Raw genomic sequence first — 22,316 nt, forward strand, 5'->3', positions numbered from 1 at the left:
TTCTTCGTGGACCTGTTGGTCGGCTTAGCAGTCGGCTTGTTCGTCGACTTCTCGGTGGACCCGCTTGTGGTCCTGTTCGCACTCGGCACCGTCTCATTCTCGCCCCACCCCCCGGCCTACCCTCCAGGGCTCGGCGTAGAGCCCCCGGACAACCTGTCGACGTCTGTCATGCGGGTACGTTAACCTACCAAACACTTGTTAGGGAAGGAGCCACCGATGCCCGCCACCCGAACTGATGACCACCAAGATCCGGTTGACGTGCCGCCCGAGGAGCAGGTCGTCCTCTACGAGCGCCGCGGCCCGGTTGCCCACGTCACCATGAACCGCCCGCGCTACCGCAACGCGCAGAACTCCGCGATGACCTACGCCCTCGACGCGGCCTTCTACCGCGCCGCCGAGGACGACGAGGTCAAGGTCGTGGTCCTCGGCGGCGCGGGCGACCACTTCTCGGCGGGCCACGACATCGGGACGCCGGGCCGCGACGCGCATCTCCCGTTCGAGCGCCGCGCCGGGCTCTGGTGGGACCACTCCGACAAGCAGGGCGCCGAGTCCCGGTACGCCCGCGAGTCCGAGGTCTACCTCGGCATGTGCCGCCGTTGGCGCGAGCTGCCCAAGCCGGTCGTCGCGTCGGTGCAGGGTGCCTGCGTCGCAGGCGGGTTGATGCTGGCCTGGGTCTGCGACCTGATCGTCGCCGCCGACGACGCCTTCTTCGCCGACCCGGTCGTCCGGATGGGCATCCCCGGCGTTGAGTACTTCGCCCATCCCTGGGTGATGCCGCCCCGGATCGCCAAGGAGTTCCTCTTCACCGGCGACCGCATGACCGCACAGCGCGCCTACGAGGTCGGCATGGTCAACCGCGTCGTCCCGCGTGCCGAACTCACCGACCGCACCCGCGACCTGGCCGAGCGGATCGCCGAGATGCCGCGCCTCGGCCTCGCCCTCACCAAGCGCGCCGTCAACCAGGCCGAGGACCTCCAGGGCCTGCACGCCGGCATGGACTCGGTCTTCGGCCTGCACCACCTCGCCCACGCCCACAACGCGGAGGTCGCCACCGACTCGCTCGGCGGCATGGACATCGCGTCGATGAAGAAGAAGGCCGGCGCCTAGTGGACCTGCAACACTCCCCCGAGGTCGAGGCCTTCCGCGCCGAGGCCCGCGCCTGGCTGCGCGCGCACGTCCCGACCGTCCCGCTGCCGTCCCTGGAGACCCGCGAGGGTTTCGCGGCCCATCGCGAGTGGGAGGCCGAACTCCACGCCGACGGCTGGTCGGTGGTCTCCTGGCCGGAGGAGTTCGGCGGTCGCGGCGTCGACATCATGCACTGGCTGGTCCTCGAGGAGGAGTACTACGCCGCCGGTGCGCCGGGCAGGGTCTCGCAGAACGGCATCAACCTGCTCGCGCCCACCCTCTTCGACCACGGCACGGCCGAGCAGCGGGCCCGCGTCCTGCCTGCCATGGCCAGCGGGCAGACCATCTGGGCACAGGCCTGGTCCGAGCCCGAGTCCGGATCCGACCTCGCCTCGCTGCGCTCCGTCGCCGAACGGACCGAGGGTGGCTGGCTGCTGAGCGGGCAGAAGACCTGGTCCTCGCGGGCCGCCTTCGCGGACCGCGCGTTCGGCCTCTTCCGCAGCGAACAAGGCCTCCCCAAACCGCACCAGGGTCTCACCTACCTGATGTTCGACCTGCACGCGCCCGGCGTGACGGTTCGTCCGATCGGCCGACTGGACGGCAAACCGGCCTTCGCCGAGCTCTTCCTTGACCAGGTCTTCGTCCCCGACGCGGACGTCATCGGCGCTCCGGGCCAGGGCTGGCGCGTCGCGATGAGCACGGCGGGCAACGAGCGCGGCCTGACGCTCCGCTCCCCCGGCCGGTTCCTCGCCTCTGCCCAGCGGCTGGCCGCGCTGTGGCGGGAGACCGGCGATCCGGAGCTGGCACCGCGCGTCGCGGACGCGCTGATCGGCGCCCGCGCCTACCAGCTGTTCACCTACGCCAACGCCTCACGCTTCGCCGCGGGCGCGGAGATCGGCGCGGAGTCCAGCCTCAACAAGGTCTTCTGGTCCGAGTTCGACATCGCCCTGCACGAGACCGCGCTCGACCTGCTCGGCCCCGAGGCCGAACTGGCCTCCGGCCCCTGGGCGGAGAGCTGGGTCTTCTCGCTGGCCGGACCGATCTACGCGGGCACCAACGAGATCCAGCGCGACATCGTCGCCGAGCGGCTGCTCGGCCTGCCGAAGGGACGGCGGTAGCTGTGCGGTTCCTCCTCGACGACCAACAACGCGACTTCGTCCGCGCCCTGGACGCGCTGCTGGCCGCCTCCGACACCCCGGCCGTCGCCCGCGCCTGGGCGCGCGGAGACGCGGCTCCGGGCCAGGCGCTCCAGCTACGGCTCGCCGACGCGGGCGTCTTCGCCCTGGCGGTGCCGGAGGAGTTCGACGGCGTCGGTCTCCTGCCGGTCGAAACGGCGCTGGCCTTCGAGCAGTTGGGCCGTCATGCGGTACCCGGCCCGGCGGTCGAGACGGTGGCCTCGGCTGTACTGCTGGCAGAGCTGGGTGAGCCGGCCTTGGCCAAGAACTGGCTGCCGCGCCTCGCCTCCGGCCAGGCGTCGGCCTCGCTGCAACTGTCCCCTGCCCCTAACGCTGCGTCATCTCCCTTCTCCTCCCCCTGGGCGCTCGACACCGACTCGACGGATGTCGTCCTCCTGGTCCGTGGCGACGAGCTGTTCCTCGCCGCTCCCTCCGGCGCCGGGCTCGCCTCGCTGGACCCGACGCGTCGGCTCTTCGCCGTCGAGCCCACGGGTCCGGCCGTGGCCGCCGGGCCGCACGTCCGCGCCGCCGCCGAACGCGCGGGCCGCTGGGCCGCGTTGGCGACGGCGGCGCAGTCGCTCGGCGTCGGCCGTGCGCTGCTGGAGCAGACCGTGGCCTATGTGGGCCAACGCCGTCAGTTCGGCACGGTGATCGGCTCGTTCCAGGCGGTCAAGCACCGGCTCGCCGACGCGCTGCTCGCGTTGGAGTTCGCGCAGCCGCTGGTCCATGCCGCCGCTCTCTCCCTCGACCCCGTCGACATCGCCATGGCCAAGGTCGCGGCCGGTGAGGCCGGATACACCGCGGCCCGTACCGCCCTGCAACTTCACGGTGCCATCGGCTACACCGAGGAGCTCGACCTCTCTCTCGGGCTGCGCAAGTCCCGCCCGCTGCGCGACGCGTGGGGCGCACCCGCCGCCTGCCGCGCGCTGGTCCTCGCCGCCAACCGGACGGGGGCCCGCGCATGAGCACGCAGGAGGCGACGCTCGACGGCAAGGTCGTGGTGATCACCGGGGCCGCGCGCGGCCAGGGCGCGGCCGAGGCCCGGCTCTGTGCCGAGTCCGGCGCCCGGGTGGTGCTCACCGACGTGCTGGAGGAGCAGGGCCGGGCGACGGCCGACGAGATCGGCAAGGCCGCCGTCTTCGTCCCGCACGACGTGACCGACGCGTCCGCGTGGGCGGATGTCGTCGCGACCGCCCTCTCGACCTTCGGCCGGGTGGACGCGCTGGTCAACAACGCCGCGCTGTGGCGGACGGCATCGGTCGAGACGCAGACCCGGGCCGGCTTCGAGCTGCTGCTCCAGGTCAACCTGATCGGCCCGTTCCTCGGCATCCAGGCCGTCGTCCCGGAGTTGAAGCGGGCGGGCGGCGGTTCGATCGTCAACATCTCCTCCACGGCCGGGCTGGTCGGCATACCCGGTCACGCGGCCTACGGCTCCAGCAAGTTCGCCCTGCGCGGGCTGACCCGCTCCAGCGCCCTCGACCTGGGCCCGCACCGGATCCGGGTCAACTCCGTCCATCCAGGGGCAATCCGGACGCCGATGGTCGGCGACGCGGTCGCCGGACGCGACTGGTCGCACCTGGCCCTCGGGCGGATCGGCCAACCCGAGGAGGTGGCGGGCCTGGTGCGGTTCCTGGTCTCCGACGCGGCCTCCTACATCACCGGCGCGGAGTTCACCGTCGACGGAGGGATGACCACGGCATGACCCCGACCCCCGACCTGCTCTCCCCTGCCGCCCGCGTGCTCTGCGACGCCATGGCCGCCCACTTCCCCGACCCGGCCCAGGCCCCGCTGACGGTGGCGTCCATGCGCGCCGCGTCCAGCGCGGGCACCGCGCCCGGCGAGAAGCCGCCCGGCCCCGAGCTCGCCGAGGTCCGCGAGCTGTTACCGGGCGGCCCGGAGGACGTCCCGGTCCGGATGCGGCTGTACCAGCCGGAGCCGCAGAGCGCAGGCGCCGCAGGCGGCCGCCCCCTGCTGCTCTTCCTGCACGGCGGCGGCTTCGTCATCTGCGACCTGGACACCCACGACCGCACCGCCCGCGAGCTGGCACACCGCAGCGGCGCGACCGTCCTCTCCGTGGACTACAGGCTTGCCCCCGAGCATCCCTTCCCCGCCGCGACGCAGGACGCCCGCGCCGCGCTGGCCTGGGCGCTGCGCCACGCGGAGGAGTTGGGCTGCGCCCCGTCCCGGGTCTTCGTCGGCGGCGACTCGGCGGGCGGCAATCTGGCGGCGGGCGCGGCCCTGGGCCTGGCCACCGCCGAGGACGGACACGGAGGCGTTGCGCTCGCGGGCCAACTGCTGATCTACCCCTGCGTCGAACAGCGCTTCCTCGGCGCGTCCGCCGAACTCTTCGGCGAGGGCTACTTCATGACCCTCGACCACCTGCGCTGGTTCACCGAGCAGTACCTGGGCCCGGCGGCGACGGACCTGGCCGCGCTCGGACCGCTCGCCTCCCCCGGCCTCGCCCCGGACCTGTCCGGCATGCCGCCCACCCTCCTGGTCGTCGCCGACTGCGACATCCTCCGCGACCAGACCCTCGCCTACGCCCGCAGGCTGGCTGCCGCCGGCGTCCCGGTCGAGGTCCAGCTGCACCCGGGCACGTTCCACGGCTTCCTCGGCGTCCTCGACCACCTCCCGGCGGCGGACACGGCCCTGACGGGAGCGGCGATGTGGCTGCGCCACCGGGCGGAACGTCTCTGACCTGCGAGAAGCTGCACCACCTCAGGGGTGCGGGGAGTGCGGCTGCCCTCCCCCTGGACGGTGCGGCGTTCCCGTCCGGCGGGGGCGACAGCCCCCGTTCAGCCGGTCTCCTCTTCCGTCCTCGCCGTCGCTGGGCCACCATGGGAGCACGAACCGTCACCAGCAGTTCAGACACGACACCGACCAAGGAGTCGTCATGAGGTTGGGCAAACTGGTCGCAACGGGCGTCGCGGAGGACGTGCTCGTCGAGGAGACGCACGAGGAAGCCCCGCAGCTCGACACCTCCGAACAGCGCGGCACCACCGATCCGGGCACAGTGCCGGAGGCCGTACCGGCGGGGGCGGGCTTGAGCACGGAACAATGAGTCCCTTCGGGCGGTCCCGTACTCCCCACGAGTCCCCGGACCGGCCGCCCGTCGGCTACAAGATCGCCCGCCCGCTGCTGTCCGCCGACGGCGCCAGGCTGGGCTTCCGCGGCGTGTCGCTCGGCGCGGACATCGTCTACGGTCCCGTCGACGACGCCCGCTGCGGCTACGAGCGGCGCCACAGACCGCCGTCACGTTGGTGCGCCTGCGGCTTCTACGCCGTGCACGACCTGGCCACCGCCCTGGAGCTGGGCTGTGCCACCGAGTACCGGGAGACCGTCGTCCTCGAAGTGGCGGTGATCGGCGCGTACCTGCGCCACGAGCACGGCCTGCGCTTCGAGCGCCAGCGCGTGCGCCGGATCCTGCTGCCGCGCTGCGCGTGCGGCCGACCGTCCGAGGGCGTGGTGGACACCGGCGAGGGCCTGATCGGCTGGCGCGCGATCGCCGGCAGTTGCGCGGTCTGCGCCGCCCACCGGCCGCTGCTGCGCTACGACGCCTACGCCCGCCTGGGCGGTCGCGGCGTCACGGCGGCGTGCGACGAACGCGTCGCGCCCCCGATCCGCTCCCCGTTCGCGCCGTCCCCACTCACTCCCGACCCGTTCGACGATTCGGCGGCCGGCACGGACGCGGTCGTGCCGCAGCTCGCGGCGGAAGCCGCCCTGCTCCAGGCCCGCCTGGACTGGTTCCAGCTCCAGATCGACCGCCTGACCGGCAGCGCCGATCACTGACGCTGCCCACGACTGCCGCCGTGGGCGAGCGAGAAGAGCGCCCCGGAGCTGTCGGACCCCCGCGCTAGGGTGGCTGACATGGTGGACACGGCGGGCACCGCGCACACAACGGTGCAGAGCGCGCCCGTACGGGTGGATGCGTGGATCTGGTCGGTGCGGCTGGCCAAGACGCGCTCGGCCGCCGGAGCCGCCTGCCGCGCGGGGCACGTCCGGGTCAACGGCGAGCGGGCCAAGCCCGCGCAGCTGGTCAAGCCCGGCGACGAGGTCCGGCTCCGCCAGGAGGGCCGCGAGCGGATCGTGGTCGTCACGAGGACGATCAGCAAGCGCGTCGGCGCGCCAGTCGCCGCAGAGTGCCTGATCGACAAGAGCCCGCCGCCTCCGCCACGCGAGGTGCTCGCCGCAGTCCCGGTGCGGGACCGCGGTGCAGGCCGTCCCACCAAGCGGGACCGTCGCGAGATGAACAAGCTCAGAGGAGGCTGACCACCTCAGCCGGCCTTGACCGACACCGACGCGTAGCCGGCGACCTCCTCGCGGGTGATCGCCAGGTCCTCCTCGTCGAGGCCCTCCCCGTCGGCCTGCCACTCGTTCACCGGGACGACGCCCGGTCCGACCGGCTGCCAGCCGGGGCCCAGCGCGAGGCGCTCCACCTCGTCGTGCGACCGCGAGACGATGTGCATGCCGGACGCGGCGTAGACCTGGGTCACCGCCCGGGCGACCTCGGGCGAGACGTAGTCGCCGCTGCCGTGGGAGAGGATCAGCATGCTGCCGGGCGCCAACTCCCGCTTGTAGCGCTCCAGCAGGCCGTACGGGTCGTCACTCTCCGGCAGGAAGTGCAGCAGTGCGACCACCAGCAGCGCGACGGGCTGCCCCAGGTCGAGGATCTCCTTGGTCGCCGTGGCGTTGAGGATCGCTGACGGGTCGTGGAAGTCGGCGTCCACGTACGCCGTCCGGCCCTCGGGCGTGCTGCTGAGCAGCGCCCTGGCGTGGGTCAGCACCATCGGGTCGTTGTCGACGTAGACGACGCGGGCGTCGGGCGCCAACCGCTGGGCCACCTCGTGGGTGTTGTTGGCCGTCGGGATTCCGGTCCCGACGTCGAGGAACTGTCGGATGCCCGCCCGCGCCGCGTGCCTGACGGCGCGTCCCAGGAACCTGCGGTTGGCGCGCGCCCCGGTCGGCGCGCTCGGCAGCAGCCGGACGACCTGCTCGGCGGCGGCCCGATCCGCCGGGAAGTGGTCCTTGCCGCCCAGGTAGTAGTCGTACATCCGCGCCGGATGCGGCACATCCGTCCGTAGCTCGGGTGCCCGCTCCGAACCCCCGTCCGGGCCGTCCGCCCAGTCCCAGCTCTTGTCCTGCATCACGTGAGCCCCCCTCTCGTGTGCACTTCAGACTGCTCAGGGCACCTCGACAGAAGCACCCCGATACGTGGTGACGTTCCATCGCCCTGCTGGTCCAAATCATGCTATCTGTGAGGCGGCAGACTGACGGCATGGATCACGAATCATTCACTCCCGGCCAACTCCGGGCCTTCTGCCTCGAATTCAACGGCGCCGAGGAGACGTTCCCGTTCAACCCGGAGACCTCGGTCTTCAAGGTGGGCGGCAAGATCTTCGCCATCTCCGAGCTGGACGCGGCACATCTGCAGATCAGCCTGAAGTGCGACCCCGAGCTGGCCGTCCGGCTGCGCGCCGAGCACCCGGAGATCACCGGCGGCTGGCACCTCAACAAGAAGCACTGGAACACGGTCCGGTTGAGCCGCTCGCTCCCGGGCCTGCTGGTCAGGGAGATGATCGAGGACTCCTACGATCTCGTCGTCTCCTCGCTCTCTCGCAAGCAACAACTGCTGCTCGACTGGCCGGGACTTCGCGCGAAGTCGAAAGGCGCGACATCGGACGGCAGGACAGAACAGCCGACCGAGTCGGAATGACGGCATCGTCCCAGTCCGGCCACAGTGCGCGGGGGCAGCTGTGCGCGGATTCACGGGCACGCTAACGTGCGGAGCGGGGACGGACACCACGTCCGGACCGAGCGTCCGAAACAGAGGGGGGCAGCCGCCATGCAGGCTGATGTCAAGGGCAGCACGCTGCCGGTGCTCGAGGTGCAGTTGGCTCCCGGGGAGACGGTCGTCACGCCCCACGGCGAGCTCTCCTGGATGTCGGCGAACGTGCAGATGACGCAGACCGTCGGCGGCCAGCAGGGCGGCGGCGGTGGCGGCTTCATGGGCGCGATGAAGCGCGTGCTCGGCGGCGGCGGGCTGTTCCTGACGCAGTACCAGGCCCAGGGCGGACCTGCGCTGGTGGCGTTCGCCGCCAAGGTGCCCGGCCACATCGTGCCGGTGGACATCATGCCCGGCCGCAGCTTCATGGTGCACCGTCACGGCTGGCTCTGCGGCACCCCCGGCATCACGCCCTCGGTCGGCCTGCAGCAGTCCTTCCGCGGCGGCCTCTGGGGCGGCGACGGCTTCGTGCTGCAGAAGCTGGAGGGCCAGGGCCGCGCCTGGATCGAGCTCTCCGGCGAGCTCACCACCTACACCCTCGGCCCCGGCCAGACCATGCTGGTGCACCCGGGCCACGTCGGCATGTTCGAGCAGTCGGTGTCGTTCACCATCACCCGGATCCCCGGCATTGCCAACAAGATCTTCGGCGGCGACGGCTACCACCTGGTCGCGCTGACCGGTCCGGGCCAGATCTGGCTGCAGAGCATGACCCTGCCCGGCCTCGCCCACGCGCTGGCCCCCTACCTGCCCACCAACGAGGCCGCCCCGGCCGCGGCAGGCGGCATCGTCGGCAGCATGCTGCGGGGCTGACGGACCGTCACCAGCGTTCCAGGGTACCGGGGCGCACCGCGCCGACACTACATGGGGCAACGCGCCTGGATGAAGCGCACGGAACCGGTCCGGCACCACCGCCCCCTCGGGGGAGCGGTCGGCACCGGACCGGCGCTGCGTCAGACGCGCACGCAGTCCACGTCGGGAGCGCGGGTCGACGCGTTGGAGAACTCGATCGTGTTGCCGCTGCCCGCAGTGAGCGCGACATCGACCGTGACCGTCTGCGGCTGCGGCGCGCTGAACGTCCCCTTCGGCGCGACACTCACCATGTGGGCGACGCCGTCGACCGTGACTGTGACGCTACGGGTACTGCTCGCGCCGTTGACCAGGCTGATCGCCAGCGGGTAGGTGCCGTTGGCGACGGCCTTGACCCCGTTGACGATCAACGTGCCCGCCCCGGACGTCCCCTTGCCGATGTAGCCGACCCGCGCGCCGCCGGAACATCCGCTGGCACAGGTCACGACGCGGGCGCCGCCCGCCAGGGTGTTGCCCGACGCCTCGGCCTCGTAGAGCGCGGGCTGCTGTGTCGGAGCCGGGCTGGGCGTGGCCGAACTCGACGGCGTCGGCGTGGAGTTAGTGGCCACCGGGTTCCAGTAGTCACCCGCCATCACGATGTAGACGATCATCTTGATCGTCTCGCCGTAGTAGGCGTCCCCGAACGGGTTGGTCGCCAACTGCTTCCAGATGGCGTCCGTCCAGGCCTGGTCGCCCGCGGCCATGGCGGCCGGACCGACCGAGTCGCCCGCCTCCTCCGCCTGCGTGTCGTTGGAGATGTTGGCGTTGGCGCAGTTCAGCTTGATGTGCGGCTGGACGTTGGCCGGGTTGCCGCCGGAGAGGCTCTTGGTGCAGGCCGACTCCTTCTTGGCGGTCTGGTAGGAGACCTGTGCCGTGGTCGAGCCGTAGAGCAGCGCGTCGGTGCCCAGGTGCCACGGCACGCGGATGGAGTTGTAGCCGACGATGTTGTCCGGCTGGTCCTCCTGGTAGTTGGCCGGAGCCGGGGAGGGCGAGGTGGTGTCGGCGTGGATCACGAAGTCCGACAGCAGGCCCGCGCTCGGCGAGTACTTTGCGGTGTACTCGCTGACGACCGCCTGCATCCGGTCCACGACCTTGGTCCAGTCGTGGGCGGTGTCGTAGGCGGCGAAGGCCCGCAGGTGGTCCAGCATGTTGTCGGACGGACGGGTGTCCGTGTTCGGCCCGTCGTCCTCGCACTTCAGGTGGCCGTCGGGGGCCACGTCATTGGCGTAGAACTTGGCCAACCAGGCCTTGGCGTCCGCCGTGTAGCCGCCCCACTGCTTGTCGGCCAGGATCAGCCCGTAGCCGATGTCGAGGTCACCGTCGGTGGCCGCGTCGGGCGTGCCGGAGCTGTAGTACTTGCAGGTCTTGCCGTCCAACTGCCACTGCATCAGGCCCCATTGGTCAAGGTGGTCCTTGACCAGCTGCCAGAGGCCGTTGAACTCGGTCTGGGCGTTGGGGTCGTAACCCGCCATCAGCGGCACGATGTTCATTCCGTAGCCCTGGGCCTCGGAGACCGTGCCGTTGTTGGTGGCGTCGCTGTCGCCCTTGGTGGAGACGTAGAACTCGTTGGAAGCGCAGCCGTGGACGAGATAGGTGCTCTTCCACGAGTTGTACTGCTTCTCCACTGCGGCGTCGCGCGCGGACTGCGACGCGGACGGCATCACGCCGACTTTGTACGTCTGGTGCTGAGGGAACGGCATTGCAGGCGTAGCGGCAGCGGTGGCACTGCCCCCGCCGACGGCCACGCCCACGGCGACGGTGGCCAGGGCGGCCACGCTCACCAGGACGCGTTGCGGAGTTCGGACCATCGACACTCCTTGCACGGGGAGTTTGAAGTTAGGAAAGTTTCCTAACCTGTTTTCCGGGGAGTCTTTCGCTTGGCTGTGAGCGCGTCAAGATGCCGGACAAGATCCTCTGCGGACGGCTCACCCGATAGGCTCACTGACCAGTCGAGTCCTCGGAATCGATCGCGACACCAGTCACCGAACCGCACGCGGAACCAGGCACGGGACCATGCACAGGCCACGCGCGGGACCACTCGCTCACGGAGGCGGCCGCCCATGCCCGACATCGCCCTGCTCACCGGTCGCACCATGCCCCGGGACGTCCCGGAGAACGACCTGCTGGTGGACGAGCTGCGACAGCTGGGCGTCCAGGCCGAGGTCCACCCCTGGGACGAGCCGCTCGACTGGCCCTCCGTCGGCCTGGCATTGGTCCGCACCACCTGGGACTACTGGGACCGCCTCGACGACTTCCTCTCCTGGGCCGACCGCGCGGACAACCAGACCTCCCTGCGCAACCCCGCCCAGGTGATCCGCTGGAACTGCCACAAGGGCTACCTGGTCGACCTCGCCGGGCGCGGCGTCCCGTCCATACCGACGCAGGTGCTCCGTCGCGGCGCCGACGGAACGGCGGTCGACGCGGCGCTCGCCGCCTTCCGGGAGCAGCACGGCGAGGTGGAGGTCGTCGCCAAGCCCGCCGTCTCCGCCGGGGCGCGCGGCGCCCTTCGCGCGCTCCCGTCCGATCCCGGCACCGCCGCCCATCTCGCGGACCTGCTGAAGCAGGGTGACGCGCTGCTCCAGCCACTGGTCGAGTCGATCCTGACGCGGGGCGAGACCTCCCTGGTCTTCTTCGGCGAGGAGTACAGCCACGCGGTCCGCAAGGTCCCGGCGCAGGGCGAGTACCGGATCCACGAGCACCACGGCGGCACGGTCCAGTCGCACACCCCGACCGACGCCGAACTCGCCGCCGCACGCGCCGCCCTGGCCGCCGCCCCGGCGGCGACCGCGTACGGCAGGGTCGACCTGGTCGACCTGCCGTCCGGCCCGGCCGTCATGGAGCTGGAGCTGATCGAGCCGGAGCTCTTCCTGCCCTACGCGGACGGCGCGACCACGCGCTACGCCCGCCATCTCGCGTCCCTGCTTCCGTGAACAGCATGAACGGTCACACTTCTGGCCCCGACGCCGCGGGCGTCGCCGTCGCCGTCGAGCTCTGGCTGATCGACGCCCGCGCGCCGGAGTCCGCCCCCGGCACCGCCGTCGGTCTGCTGGACGACGGCGAGCGCGAGCGGGCCGAGCGCTTCGTCCACGCGCCGGACCGGCTGCTGTACCAGGTCGCTCATGTGACACTCCGTCAGGTCATGGGCGCGCACCTCGGCGTCGAACCGGCGGCACTGGCCTTCGAGCGTGAGTCCTGCCCCTGCTGCGGCGCGCTCCACGGCCGGCCGCGGGTGGCCGCCGCGTCCGTCCCCGCCGGGCGGGCACTGCCGCACTTCAACCTGTCCCACGGCGGCGACCTGGTGATGCTCGGGCTGGCCGCCGTGCCGATCGGCGTCGACGTCGAACTGACCGCGTCCGCAGGGACGGTGGGCGAGGTCCGGGGCATGCTGCACCCCGCTGAGCAGCAGGAGCTCGCCGCCGAGCGGACGTTGACCGAGGGCGAGGCCTTCTCCCGGATCTGGACCCGCAAGGAGGCCTACCTCAAGGGCCTGGGCACCGGCCTCGGCCGCGACCTGGCCGAGGACTACCTCGGCACCACCGGCGCGGCCCCCGGGCCGTCCGGCTGGACCGTCCTCGACATCCCGGCCGGCCCCCGCCACGCCGCCGCCTTCGCCGTCGAGGCTCCGACCGCGCGCTACACGCTGCGGCACAGCGTCCCGGCCTGACGCGCCGGCCACGCTACGACGTCTGCACGGTCTCGACGACCTCGGCCACGTCCGCGACCTCGACGGTCTCCGAGGCTTCGGCTGCCTGCGGCGCCTCGGCGTCCTGCCCCCGACCGAAGAGGGCGCCGCGCACCCGGGTACCGAGACGGTCCAGGCCGACCAGGAGCGCGGCGAGCGCGACGAACTCGACGGTCAGCTGCACGATCTGCAGCCCCACCCAGCCGTAGCCGTGACCGGTCGGGTCGAGGAAGAAGTACGGGTAGCGGTTGGGGAAGAACGGGAAGAGCACCGCCCGCAGCTCGGTCAACGCGGCGTAGCCCAGCGGGAACGAGAGCCAGAGCGGCAGGTCGCGCCAGCGGGACGCGTTGCGCGGGCCGAAGCACAGCCAGTCGAGCACCACCATGATCGGCGTCGTGTAGTGGAGCAGCAGCAACGACCAGCTCTGCAGCCGGTCGGCGCCGCTGCCGTGGGTCAGCCCTGGCAGCGGGCTTGCGCCGTGGTTGAGGATGATGTGCGCGACCAGCCCGGTGATCAGGATGTACAGGGTCACCGCACCGCGCAGCCTCGGGGCCGGGGCGTCCGCGGAGCCGTTCCTGACCATCCAGAAGACGGCGCCGACGAAGTACCCGAGCACCAGCACGTTGCTCTCGACCGTGAAGTACACGAGCGAGTTCGTTCCGGTGATCAGGCCCAGGCCTGCGGAGAGGACGATGGCGCTGCGCCACCAGAGGGCGGGACGGGTCCGGAGCGGCATGGGCAGGTCCACCAGTTCTTCGTGCGTCGCGTTCGCGTAGCGCGTTCTTCGGGTTCTTCGGGTTCTTCGCGTTCGCATTCTTCGTGTGTCCGCGTCCTCGCACGTGGCACACGTCGTGCTCCGCGCTCGGGATCGACGCACTCTACCGGCGGGTAGCCATTCCCGGAAGGGCTCTTTACCAGCCAGCCGACTCCGTTTTCGAACGTGTGTTTTAAGCCAAATCCTGATTTCTGCGGTTAGCACACGTCACGCGCCCGGACCGCCTCGTCCGCCCCCGGACACACCCCCTCCGACCACGGGACATTACGTAGACCTAACGGCTCAGACCGTGCTGTCGCCCGCTCCAGGGCCCCACAGAGGATGGACGCGCTCGGCGTGCCGCCAGGGCCGCCGAGGGGTTAGGTGGAACCTGGAAGGAGGAGTGAACCGTGGGCCATGAGCTGTCGCGGGAGCAAGCCGCAGACCACATACACGGAGTCTGCTTCAAGACCGGACCGCCCCAGCAGGTGGGTATCGAGCTCGAATGGCTGGTGCACGATCGCAACCGGCCGCACAGTCCGGTCTCCCTGGAGCGACTCGACGCCGCGCTGGCGCCGATCACCGAGGGGACGACCACAGGAGGGCCGACCCGGGCCGTGAACGGATCCCGGCGAGGCAGCGTCCGTTCCGGCGGCGCCCGTTCGGGCCGTGCTGGTTCCGGAGGCGGACTTCCTCATCGCACCGCCCTGACCCGTGAGCCGGGTGGGCAGCTGGAGCTGAGCGCTCCCCCCGCCCCCGACGTGGTCGCCTGCGTGGCCACCGCGGCGGAGGATCTGGACGTGGTCAGGCGCACGCTCGCAGACCAGGGTCTGCAGCTCCGCGGCTACGGGCTCGACCCGTTTCGCAACCCGCCGCGCGTACTCGACCACCCGCGCTACGCGGCGATGGAGACCTATCTCGACCGCATCGGCCCCTGGGGCCGGATGATGATGCGCGCCACGGCCGCCGTCCAGGTCAACCTGGACGCGGGCACCGACGGCGCGGGGCCCACCGGATACCGCGAGCGCTGGCAGCTGGTGCACCGGCTCGGGCCGGTGCTCGTCGCCGCCTTCGCCAACTCCCCGCTCTGGCAGGGCAAACCGACCGGATGGCGGTCGACCCGCCAGGCTGCCTGGGAACATCTCGACCCCAGTCGCACCCGCCCGCCGGGACCCGCCGCCAACGGCTCGGGGCCCGACCACGGGTGGCACGACGAGGGGCCGGACGGTGATCCGCGCGCCGCATGGGTGCGCTACGCGATGAGCGCCGGGCTGCTCTGCCTGCGCCGCGACGCGCCGCGGAACTGGACCTCGCCGCCCGGACACACCTTCTCCTCCTGGCTGGCCGGCGGCATCACCGAACGTCCGCCGACCCTGGACGACCTCGACTACCACCTCAGCACCCTCTTCCCGCCGGTCCGACCGCGCGGGTACCTGGAGCTCCGCATGATCGACGCCCAGCCCGGGGACGGTTGGATCGTCCCTGCCCTGGTCGCGGCCACCCTGATGGACGACCCGGCCGCCGCGCAGGCGGCCTGGGCGGCGACCGAGCCGCTCTGCCCCAACGGCTCCACACTGCCGCCGCGCGCGCTCTGGACCCGGGCCGCCCGCATGGGCCTGTCCGCGCCGGAGCTCGGCAAGGCCGCTCTGGCCTGCTTCGCGGCCGTGGACTCGGCGCTGTCCCGCCCGGACGTGCCCGCCGCGCTGCGCGGAGCCGTCGCGGCCTTCGCGCAGCGCTACCCCGAACGCGGTCGATGTCCGGCCGACGACCTGCTGGACGACCGCGTGGCACGGCCGAACCGCCTGGAAGGAAGCCACCGATGACCGACACCTTCCCGACCTCGACCAACAGCCCGACGCCGGAACAGCACATGACGCAGCATCAGAAGACGTACGAGACAGTGATGCCCGACACCGACCTACCCGCCGAGGGCACCGAGGCGCTACGCGCACGTGCCCGCGAGGCGCTGGAGCGGGCGCGCCGCCGCACTCTCGCGCTCACCGACTGCCTCGACGACGAGGGCCTGAGCGCCCAGCACTCCCCGCTGATGTCCCCGCTGGTCTGGGACCTGGCGCACATCGGCAACCAGGAGGAGATCTGGTTGGTGCGCGAGGGCGGCGGCCGTCCCGCGCTGCGGCCCGACCTGGACCCGCTCTACGACGCGTTCCAGCACCCGCGCGCGGACCGCCCGGCGCTGCCGCTGCTCCCGCCCGGTCCCGCCCGCCACTACACCGCGGCCGTCCGCCACCAGGCGTTCGAGGTCCTGGACGGCGCGGACTTCGGGCCGGATCAGGATCCGCTGCTGGCGCGCGGGTTCGTCTTCGGCATGCTGGCCCAGCACGAGCAGCAGCACGACGAGACCATGCTGGCCACCCACCAACTGCGCCGCGGCTCCGCCGTGTTGCACGCCCCGGCGCCCGCGCCCGCCCCGGCCGACGCCGCCGCGCTCCCGGCCGAAGTCCTGGTCCCCGGCGGCCCGTTCACCATGGGGACCGGCGACCCGGAGACGCGCGGCGGCTCGTTCCACTCGTCCGACGACGCGGCCGACCCGTGGGCGCTGGACAACGAACGTCCCGCGCACCAGGTCCAGGTGGACGCGTTCTGGCTGGACACGGTCCCGGTGAGCAACGCCGCGTACAAGCGGTTCATCGCCGAAGGCGGCTACCACGAGGCCCGTTGGTGGTCCACGGCCGGCTGGGCGCACCGGCTCCAAGCCGGTCTCGAAGCGCCGCTGTTCTGGTCCCGCGACGACAGCGTTCCCGGCGGCTGGGTCCGCCGCCGGTTCGGCGTCATCGAGCGGGTGCCGGACGACGAGCCGGTCATGCACGTCTGCTGGTACGAGGCCGACGCGTACGCGCGGTGGGCCGGACGACGGCTGCCGACCGAGGGCGAGTGGGAGAAGGCCGCCCGGCACGATCCCGTCACCGGCCGCTCGCGCCGCTACCCGTGGGGGGACGCCGACCCGACCCCGGAACTGGCCAACCTCGGCCAACGCCATCTCCAGCCGGCTCCGGTCGGCAGCTTTCCGGCAGGCGCTTCGCCGTACGGGGCACGGCAGTTGATCGGGGACGTCTGGGAGTGGACCTCCAGCGACTTCCTGCCGCACCCGGGCTTCGTCGCCTACCCGTACAAGGAGTACTCGGAGGTCTTCTTCGGCCCCGACTACAAGGTGCTGCGCGGCGGCGCGTTCGGCGTCGACCCGGTCGTCTGCCGTGGCACCTTCCGCAACTGGGACTACCCGATCCGCCGCCAGATCTTCTGCGGCTTCCGGACGGCCCGCGACGCCCGCTCGGACCAGCCGGAGCAACCGGACCAGACGGACCGGACGGACCGGACGGACCGGACGGACCGGACGAGCGAGTCGAACCAGCGCGAGGAGCACATGCACTGATGTGCCGTCATCTTGCCTACCTCGGCCCGTCCGCGACCTTGGAGGAACTGCTGCTGCGGCCCGCGCACGGGCTGTACGAGCAGTCCTGGGCGCCGCGACGGCAGACCCACGGGACCGTCAACGCCGACGGCTTCGGCGTCGGCTGGTACCCGGAGCTGCCCGAGCCGTCGGAACCGCAGCAGCCGGGTCTGCCCGGGCAGCAGGGTCCGCCCAGGCAGCCGGGACAGGCCGGGCGGTCGGAGGAGGCCGCGCCCGCCCCCGTCCCGTTCCGCTACCGGCGGGCCGTGCCGATCTGGGCCGACGCCAACCTGCCCGACCTGGTCCGCTCGGTCCGCAGCCCCGCCGTGCTCGCGGCGGTCCGCTCGGCCACGGCGGGCACCAGCCAGGACGAGTCCGCCGCCGCGCCCTTCCGCGACGGCCGCCACCTTTTCAGCCACAACGGCGCGGTCCCCGACTGGACCCGGCTGCCCGACGCGATCGCCGCAGGGCGCGGCCCGGGCGCGGGCGCACCGCTGGGCGCCGCCGACCTGCTCGCCCTGGAGGCGCACAGCGACACCGCGCTGCTCTGGGCAATGCTGGTGCGCCGCCTGCGCCGGGGCGAGCCCGCGGGCGGAGCGCTGGCGGCGCTGGTCCGACAAGTCGCGTCGGTCCGCCCCGACGCGCGGCTGAACCTGCTGCTGACCGACGGCGAGGCGATCACCGCCACCCGCTTCGGCGACACCCTCTGGTACCGGCACACGCCTGGCCGCGTGCTCGTCGCCTCCGAGCCTGACGACGTGCCGGGGACGGCCACAACGGGCCACTGGCAGGAGGTTCCCGACCACTCCCTGTTGCTCGCCACCCGGGCGCGGGTCCGCATCGTCCCGCTCAGGCCCGCCAGAAGACCGCAACGAACCCCACTTCGGCCCTTCCCGGGCAGGAACGAACCGGAGACGCACGACATGATCACGGATCGCTCGCGCTTCACGCTGGACAACCGGCTCCCGGCCGACCACCTCACCAACGCCCTGCGCAAGGACGTCACCGAGGGCCTGACGGCCCGTCCGAAGACACTGCCGCCCAAGTGGTTCTACGACGCGCAGGGGAGTGAGCTGTTCGAACAGATCACCGGGCTCCCCGAGTACTACCCGACCCGCGCCGAGCAGGAGATCCTCACCCGCCGCGCCCCCGAGATCGCCGCCCTGACCCGCGCCGCGACCCTCTTCGAACTCGGCTCCGGCTCCTCGCGCAAGACCCGGCTGCTGCTCGACGCGCTCACCGCTGCGGGAACGCTCTCCTGCTACGCACCGCTCGACGTCAGCCCCAGCGCGCTGGAGCAGGCGGGCGCGGCCCTGGTCCGCGACTACCCGGGGCTGCGCGTGGCCGCGACCGTCACCGACTTCGAGGCCGACCTCACCCTCCCGCCGGACGCGCCGGGGCCCCGGCTGATCGCGTTCCTCGGCAGCACCATCGGCAACCTCGACCCGGAGCAGCGCGCCGCCTTCTACCGCTCCCTGCGCCGCACGCTCAGCGCCGACGACGTCCTGCTCCTCGGCGCGGACCTGGTCAAGGACCCCAAGGTCCTGGTCCGCGCCTACGACGACAGCGCGGGTGTGACGGCGGAGTTCAACAAGAACGTGCTCAACGTCATCGACCGCGAGCTGGAGGCCGACTTCGACCCCGACGCCTTCGCCCACGTCGCGCTCTGGAACGACCAGGAGGAGCGCATCGAGATGCACCTGCGCTCCCTGCGCGCCCAGTCCGTCAAGGTCCCCGCCCTCGACCTCTCGGTCGACTTCGCACCGGACGAGCTGATGCGCACGGAGATCTCGTGCAAGTTCCGCCGCGACTCACTCACCACGGAGCTCGCCGCCTCGGGCCTCACCGTCCGCCACTGGTGGACCGACGAGGCCGAACGCTTCGCCCTCCTCCTGGCGGTCCCCAGCCGCTGACCGCCGCTCCGCTTCTGCACCCGCAGCAGGACAGGAAGGACCCGGCCGGACATTCCGGTCGGGTCCTCTTGTTCTCCGGGAACTGTGCAGGTCCCGTATTCCGTTTGACATCCGACTGCCCCTGTTGCCAGTGGCACACGTTTGGTAATGTACACGCCAGCGCAGTTCAACCCCCTGAACTGCGGAAACGCCGCCATGATCGCGCAACAGTCCCGGGGTTGTTTCAGTGCGCCCCCGGCAGGAGCCCAGGACCGCCGGTGGTGGAGAGCCGTGGGCACAGCGCCCGCGGCGACGGCTGGTGATCAGCCAGCGAGTGGAGCTTGGAGACCCGAGGTCGCCGCGCCACTCCTGATCGGCGGCACCCGGCTCCAGCTGACCCGTTCCGGATGCGGTGGAGATTTTCCCTGGCAGGCCACCTGGCCATGTGTCGACGTGTTCGGCCGGCGTCATCCGGACTCTGGCCGTGCGCTTGCCGGTCACGTAGGTGTGGATCGCCCTGCGGTCTTGTGCAGGTGCCGGGCGACCCCGGAAGTAGTCCACCCCCAGCGGTGGAGCGCATTCGCGCCCACGTCTTCCTCCTGAGTCAACATGAGCGGAGAGGGCTCCCTCGAACTGGCGCGTGGTCAGAGACCGCCAGTGTTCGGGGGAGCCCCGCCCGTTCTACGGGCGGGACACAGGTGGGGAGATTCACAGAGCCGGGCTGAGGAACTTCACCGGCTCTGGCCGGAAGTCCGTGAAAGGCCAGGTCAGCGGCTGGCATGCTGAATCGTTTCCTCGCGGCATCTCCTCGGTATGGGCCTACGCGCGATCGAGGATGTGCTGTTTCCCGGAGTCGATGTTGATTTGGAGCGGCTGATCGTCAGCCCGCAACTACTGCTGATCGAGGCGGCGGCACGCGGGAGGCCGCCGCGGTGCCCGGACTGCGCGACGCTCGGCCGACGCGTCCACTCGTCCTACTGGCGGATGCTGGGCGAGCGTCCCGCGATCGGCCGGAAGCTCGCGATACGCCTGCGGGTCCGCCGCTACTTCTGCGACCGCAAGCGGTGCGGCCGGCTGACCTTCGTCGAGCAGGTCGAGGGTCTGAGCGAGCGCTACCGCCGCGCCAGCCTCGGGCTCAAGCAGTGGTTGCGGGCGGTCGCGGTCGAGCTCGGCGGCCGGCCAGGCGAGCGCCTGTGTCGTGCGCTCAACCTCCAGGCTGGCCGCACCCGCCTGCTGGAACTGCTGGAGGCGCCCGAGGTCCCGGCCCGCGCGCCGCGGGTGCTCGGCGTGGACGAGTTCGCGTTCCGCAAGGGCCGCACCTACGGCACCGTGCTGGTCGACATCGAGGCCGCCACCGTGGTGGACGTGCTGCCGGACCGCACCTCGGAGACCTTCGCCGCCTGGCTCCGCGATCACCCCGGCGTCGAGGTCGTATGCAGAGACCGGGCCACCGCCTACACGAAGGCGGTCAAGGAGGCGGCACCGGACGCGATCGAGGTCGCCGATCGCTGGCATTTGCTACAGAACCTTGGTGCCGCAGTCGAGAAGACCTGCCAGCAGCATCGCGCCTGCCTGCGCAAACAGGCCGAGCAGGACGAACCGGCCGAGGCCCCGGTCGTGGTGCTGCCCATGACCGTGCTGCCGAAGACGCCGATCGTCGACCGCACCCGCGACCGGTATCAGGATGTCCACAGGCTGCTGAAACGGGGCTGGACGATCAGCACGATCGGCCGCCACCTCCAACTCGACCGCAAGACCGTCCGACGCTTCCGCGATACACCGCTGGACGAACTCCTCGCCTGTGCAAAGGACTTCGGCGCACACCGCCGCGAACAGTTGCGGCCGTTCATGCCCTACCTGCACATCCGCTTCGCCGCCGGGATCACCAGCGGCCGGCAGCTCTTCGACGAGATCGACGAACGCGGCTACACCGGCAGCATCCAAGCCCTCCGCCAGTACCTGGCCCGGCTGCGCGAAGGGACCATCGAACCGGTCCGCGCCGACCTGCCCAGCCCCCGCCGCATCACTTCCTGGATCATGCGTCTCCGTGACGCGCTCACCGAGCTGGAGGAGGAGCGCCTGCAGGACGTGAAGATCGCCTGCCCGGACATCGCCCGCGCCTGTGACCTGGCTCGTTCCTTCCACGACCTGCTCACCAACCGTCGTGGCCAGCTCCTCCCGGAGTGGATTCGCCAAGCCGAACAGAACGCTCCGGCGCCGGTCCGGTCCTTCGCAGGGTTCCTGCGCCAGGACCTCGACGCCGTCACCGCCGGCCTCACTCTTGAGTGGAGCTCCGGGAAGGTCGAAGGGCACGTCAACAAGGTCAAGATGCTCAAGCGCACCATGTTCGGTCGGGCCTCATTCAGGCTTCTGCGGATCCGCATCCTCACGCACCCGTGATCGATGGAGGCGGGGCTCGTGCAGACTCCTGTCATGGCGCACTCGCAGAAGCACATGTACGAGATGGTCGACGCCCTCGTCTCGGCAGGCAACGGCTTCCGTCCACGGCCACCGGGCCTGGGCTCAGACCCGTTCTGGCTGACTGCGGGCAACCCGGTCTGCTACCTGGATGCATCCATCGACTTCGCCGTCGCCAAGACGGTGCCAGGCCAGCCAGTGGATCTTGTAGTTGACGAGGACAACGACCTGATCTTCTGCAAGCTGTGCTGGACGGCGATCCAGGGGCCGACGCACCGCGTCGAGACGGTGTGGAATCACCCGCGCTGAGTTGACCGAACGGCGTCGGCTCGTGCGCCGGAGGCATCACGGACTTCCGGTCAGAGCCACTTCACCCGAGCGCGGTCAGCACTTCAACGCCCTGCTCCGCCGGGCCGCCCTCCGCCACATCCGGTTTCACGATCTCCGGCGCTCGGCGGCCACCCTGCTCCTGGAGCAGGGCGTCGAACTGGTCATCATCAAGGAGCTGCTGGGCCATGCCCACATCGGCGTGACCGCGACGGTCTACGCCCACGTCCGCCTCCGCCTCCAGCACGACGCCATCAACCTCCTCGGCCACGCCCTCCGCGACGCCGCCGAACCCGCCACCGTGCCGGACGGCGACAACGGCCCATCACTTTGTGCAGCACCCGTCCGCTGACGTTGCCGTCAACTACTGCCGTCAGACATATCACAGGCCCCACCGGAGACACGTCTGATGGAGCCTCTGATGCCTTACTTGCCTCAAGGAGCGAACACGGTCAATCGAGCGTAAATATTGTCAGCGTTGGCCCATATGAATCGGGGCTGGAGTCCAATGCAACCCGGAACCTCTTGGCCGGAAAAGCTTCGCGTGCCGCCGAAATCCACATATTAGCGATCTTCGGTGCAATCGCAGAAACTGCTCGATATTCTGCGTCGGATTCCAACCTGAAGAGATCCCATAGGTGCACTTCATTAACCACGCCCTCGATTGAGGCGCGATCGCCCTCCAGGCGCTCAATCCATGCATCGACGGCCTCTTCGTTAAACGCAGACTTTAGAAGCACCATTCCCTGATATTCAACGAAGTCAGGCCGGAAAATCTCAACCAGGGCAAAGGCGTGCGCCACTGGCACATGCGCTGCACAGAAGGTCTTCGGGTCGAAGTCCCCAACGATGTCAACCCAGGCTGCAATCTCTGGAAGCTCCGTCGGATCCACGCGGCTTCCCTCC

Annotated in this window: 21 protein-coding genes and 1 pseudogene; 18 read left to right on the forward strand and 4 right to left on the reverse strand. The window is 71.0% G+C overall.

What is annotated here, in order from left to right:
• The first annotated feature begins 216 nt into the window (after nucleotides 1-216).
• The 8 genes from I2501_RS20670 (at nucleotide 217) to I2501_RS20705 (ending at nucleotide 6,569) form a co-directional block, all read left to right on the forward strand.
• Nucleotides 217-1,107 carry an enoyl-CoA hydratase gene (locus tag I2501_RS20670; RefSeq protein ID WP_196195615.1) on the forward strand — a complete coding sequence of 297 codons (891 nt, stop codon included), beginning with the start codon at nucleotides 217-219 and terminating at the stop codon, nucleotides 1,105-1,107.
• A complete protein-coding gene (locus tag I2501_RS20675) occupies nucleotides 1,107-2,243 on the forward strand; it encodes an acyl-CoA dehydrogenase family protein (RefSeq protein WP_196195616.1) in 1,137 nt (378 codons plus the stop codon). Before I2501_RS20670 ends, I2501_RS20675 begins: the two co-directional genes overlap by 1 nt.
• A gap of 2 nt (nucleotides 2,244-2,245) precedes the next feature.
• The gene (locus I2501_RS20680) at nucleotides 2,246-3,265 is read left to right on the forward strand and encodes an acyl-CoA dehydrogenase family protein (RefSeq protein ID WP_196195617.1); all 1,020 of its coding nucleotides are present in this window, start codon (nucleotides 2,246-2,248) and stop codon (nucleotides 3,263-3,265) included.
• Entirely contained in the window at nucleotides 3,262-4,002 is a 741-nt protein-coding gene (locus tag I2501_RS20685) for a glucose 1-dehydrogenase (protein ID WP_196195618.1), read from the forward strand. The genes I2501_RS20680 and I2501_RS20685 overlap by 4 nt, the downstream gene beginning before the upstream one ends.
• The gene (locus I2501_RS20690; protein ID WP_196195619.1) at nucleotides 3,999-4,997 is read left to right on the forward strand and encodes an alpha/beta hydrolase; all 999 of its coding nucleotides are present in this window, start codon (nucleotides 3,999-4,001) and stop codon (nucleotides 4,995-4,997) included. The genes I2501_RS20685 and I2501_RS20690 overlap by 4 nt, the downstream gene beginning before the upstream one ends.
• A gap of 196 nt (nucleotides 4,998-5,193) precedes the next feature.
• On the forward strand, nucleotides 5,194-5,361 hold the full coding sequence (locus I2501_RS20695) for a hypothetical protein (RefSeq protein WP_196195620.1): 168 nt from the start codon (nucleotides 5,194-5,196) through the stop codon (nucleotides 5,359-5,361).
• Nucleotides 5,358-6,089 carry a hypothetical protein gene (locus I2501_RS20700; RefSeq protein WP_196195621.1) on the forward strand — a complete coding sequence of 244 codons (732 nt, stop codon included), beginning with the start codon at nucleotides 5,358-5,360 and terminating at the stop codon, nucleotides 6,087-6,089. The genes I2501_RS20695 and I2501_RS20700 overlap by 4 nt, the downstream gene beginning before the upstream one ends.
• A 78-nt stretch (nucleotides 6,090-6,167) precedes the next feature.
• Nucleotides 6,168-6,569, forward strand: a complete 402-nt coding sequence (locus I2501_RS20705; protein WP_196195622.1) for an RNA-binding S4 domain-containing protein — start codon at nucleotides 6,168-6,170, stop codon at nucleotides 6,567-6,569.
• A gap of 5 nt (nucleotides 6,570-6,574) precedes the next feature.
• Here the strand turns inward: I2501_RS20705 and I2501_RS20710 are convergent, their stop codons facing one another.
• Nucleotides 6,575-7,444: an SAM-dependent methyltransferase gene (locus I2501_RS20710; RefSeq protein WP_196195623.1), complete on the reverse strand. Its 870-nt coding sequence runs from the start codon at nucleotides 7,442-7,444 to the stop codon at nucleotides 6,575-6,577.
• Between the two features lie 131 nt (nucleotides 7,445-7,575).
• Here I2501_RS20710 and I2501_RS20715 point away from each other — a divergent pair, with 131 nt between their 5' ends.
• Nucleotides 7,576-8,013 carry an MmcQ/YjbR family DNA-binding protein gene (locus tag I2501_RS20715; protein WP_196195624.1) on the forward strand — a complete coding sequence of 146 codons (438 nt, stop codon included), beginning with the start codon at nucleotides 7,576-7,578 and terminating at the stop codon, nucleotides 8,011-8,013.
• Nucleotides 8,014-8,142: 129 nt separating this feature from the next.
• Nucleotides 8,143-8,892, forward strand: coding sequence for an AIM24 family protein (locus I2501_RS20720; protein ID WP_196195625.1), 750 nt, complete (start codon nucleotides 8,143-8,145; stop codon nucleotides 8,890-8,892).
• Nucleotides 8,893-9,032: 140 nt separating this feature from the next.
• Here the strand turns inward: I2501_RS20720 and I2501_RS20725 are convergent, their stop codons facing one another.
• A complete protein-coding gene (locus I2501_RS20725) occupies nucleotides 9,033-10,736 on the reverse strand; it encodes a glycosyl hydrolase family 8 (RefSeq protein WP_196195626.1) in 1,704 nt (567 codons plus the stop codon).
• Between the two features lie 252 nt (nucleotides 10,737-10,988).
• Between I2501_RS20725 and I2501_RS20730 the strand changes: the two genes are divergently transcribed.
• Nucleotides 10,989-11,858, forward strand: coding sequence for an ATP-grasp domain-containing protein (locus tag I2501_RS20730; RefSeq protein ID WP_196195627.1), 870 nt, complete (start codon nucleotides 10,989-10,991; stop codon nucleotides 11,856-11,858).
• Nucleotides 11,859-11,863: 5 nt separating this feature from the next.
• On the forward strand, nucleotides 11,864-12,592 hold the full coding sequence (locus I2501_RS20735) for a 4'-phosphopantetheinyl transferase family protein (RefSeq protein WP_196195628.1): 729 nt from the start codon (nucleotides 11,864-11,866) through the stop codon (nucleotides 12,590-12,592).
• 13 nt (nucleotides 12,593-12,605) lie between these two features.
• Here I2501_RS20735 and I2501_RS20740 read toward each other — a convergent pair whose 3' ends face one another.
• Complete coding sequence (locus tag I2501_RS20740) at nucleotides 12,606-13,346, reverse strand: Pr6Pr family membrane protein (protein ID WP_196195629.1); 741 nt, start codon at nucleotides 13,344-13,346, stop codon at nucleotides 12,606-12,608.
• 428 nt (nucleotides 13,347-13,774) lie between these two features.
• On the opposite strand from I2501_RS20740, the gene egtA reads away from it, so the two are divergent.
• The 6 genes and pseudogenes from egtA to I2501_RS20770 all read left to right on the forward strand — a co-directional run.
• Nucleotides 13,775-15,187: an ergothioneine biosynthesis glutamate--cysteine ligase EgtA gene (gene egtA / locus I2501_RS20745; protein WP_196195630.1), complete on the forward strand. Its 1,413-nt coding sequence runs from the start codon at nucleotides 13,775-13,777 to the stop codon at nucleotides 15,185-15,187.
• Nucleotides 15,188-15,267: 80 nt separating this feature from the next.
• A complete protein-coding gene (gene egtB / locus I2501_RS20750; protein ID WP_196195735.1) occupies nucleotides 15,268-16,755 on the forward strand; it encodes an ergothioneine biosynthesis protein EgtB in 1,488 nt (495 codons plus the stop codon).
• 941 nt (nucleotides 16,756-17,696) lie between these two features.
• Nucleotides 17,697-18,686: an L-histidine N(alpha)-methyltransferase gene (egtD, locus tag I2501_RS39540; RefSeq protein WP_236046838.1), complete on the forward strand. Its 990-nt coding sequence runs from the start codon at nucleotides 17,697-17,699 to the stop codon at nucleotides 18,684-18,686.
• A gap of 792 nt (nucleotides 18,687-19,478) precedes the next feature.
• Entirely contained in the window at nucleotides 19,479-21,065 is a 1,587-nt protein-coding gene (locus I2501_RS20760; protein WP_408022760.1) for an ISL3 family transposase, read from the forward strand.
• A 33-nt stretch (nucleotides 21,066-21,098) separates the two neighbouring features.
• On the forward strand, nucleotides 21,099-21,392 hold the full coding sequence (locus I2501_RS20765) for a hypothetical protein (protein WP_196195633.1): 294 nt from the start codon (nucleotides 21,099-21,101) through the stop codon (nucleotides 21,390-21,392).
• 82 nt (nucleotides 21,393-21,474) lie between these two features.
• Nucleotides 21,475-21,762 (forward strand): annotated as a pseudogene (locus I2501_RS20770) (tyrosine-type recombinase/integrase); the annotation flags it as partial.
• A gap of 100 nt (nucleotides 21,763-21,862) precedes the next feature.
• On the opposite strand, the gene I2501_RS20775 reads toward I2501_RS20770, so the two are convergent.
• Nucleotides 21,863-22,303 carry a hypothetical protein gene (locus I2501_RS20775; RefSeq protein ID WP_196195634.1) on the reverse strand — a complete coding sequence of 147 codons (441 nt, stop codon included), beginning with the start codon at nucleotides 22,301-22,303 and terminating at the stop codon, nucleotides 21,863-21,865.
• Nucleotides 22,304-22,316 lie beyond the last annotated feature (13 nt).

This window comes from Streptacidiphilus fuscans (assembly GCF_015690355.1).
GTDB classification, from domain to species: Bacteria; Actinomycetota; Actinomycetes; order Streptomycetales; family Streptomycetaceae; genus Streptacidiphilus; species Streptacidiphilus fuscans.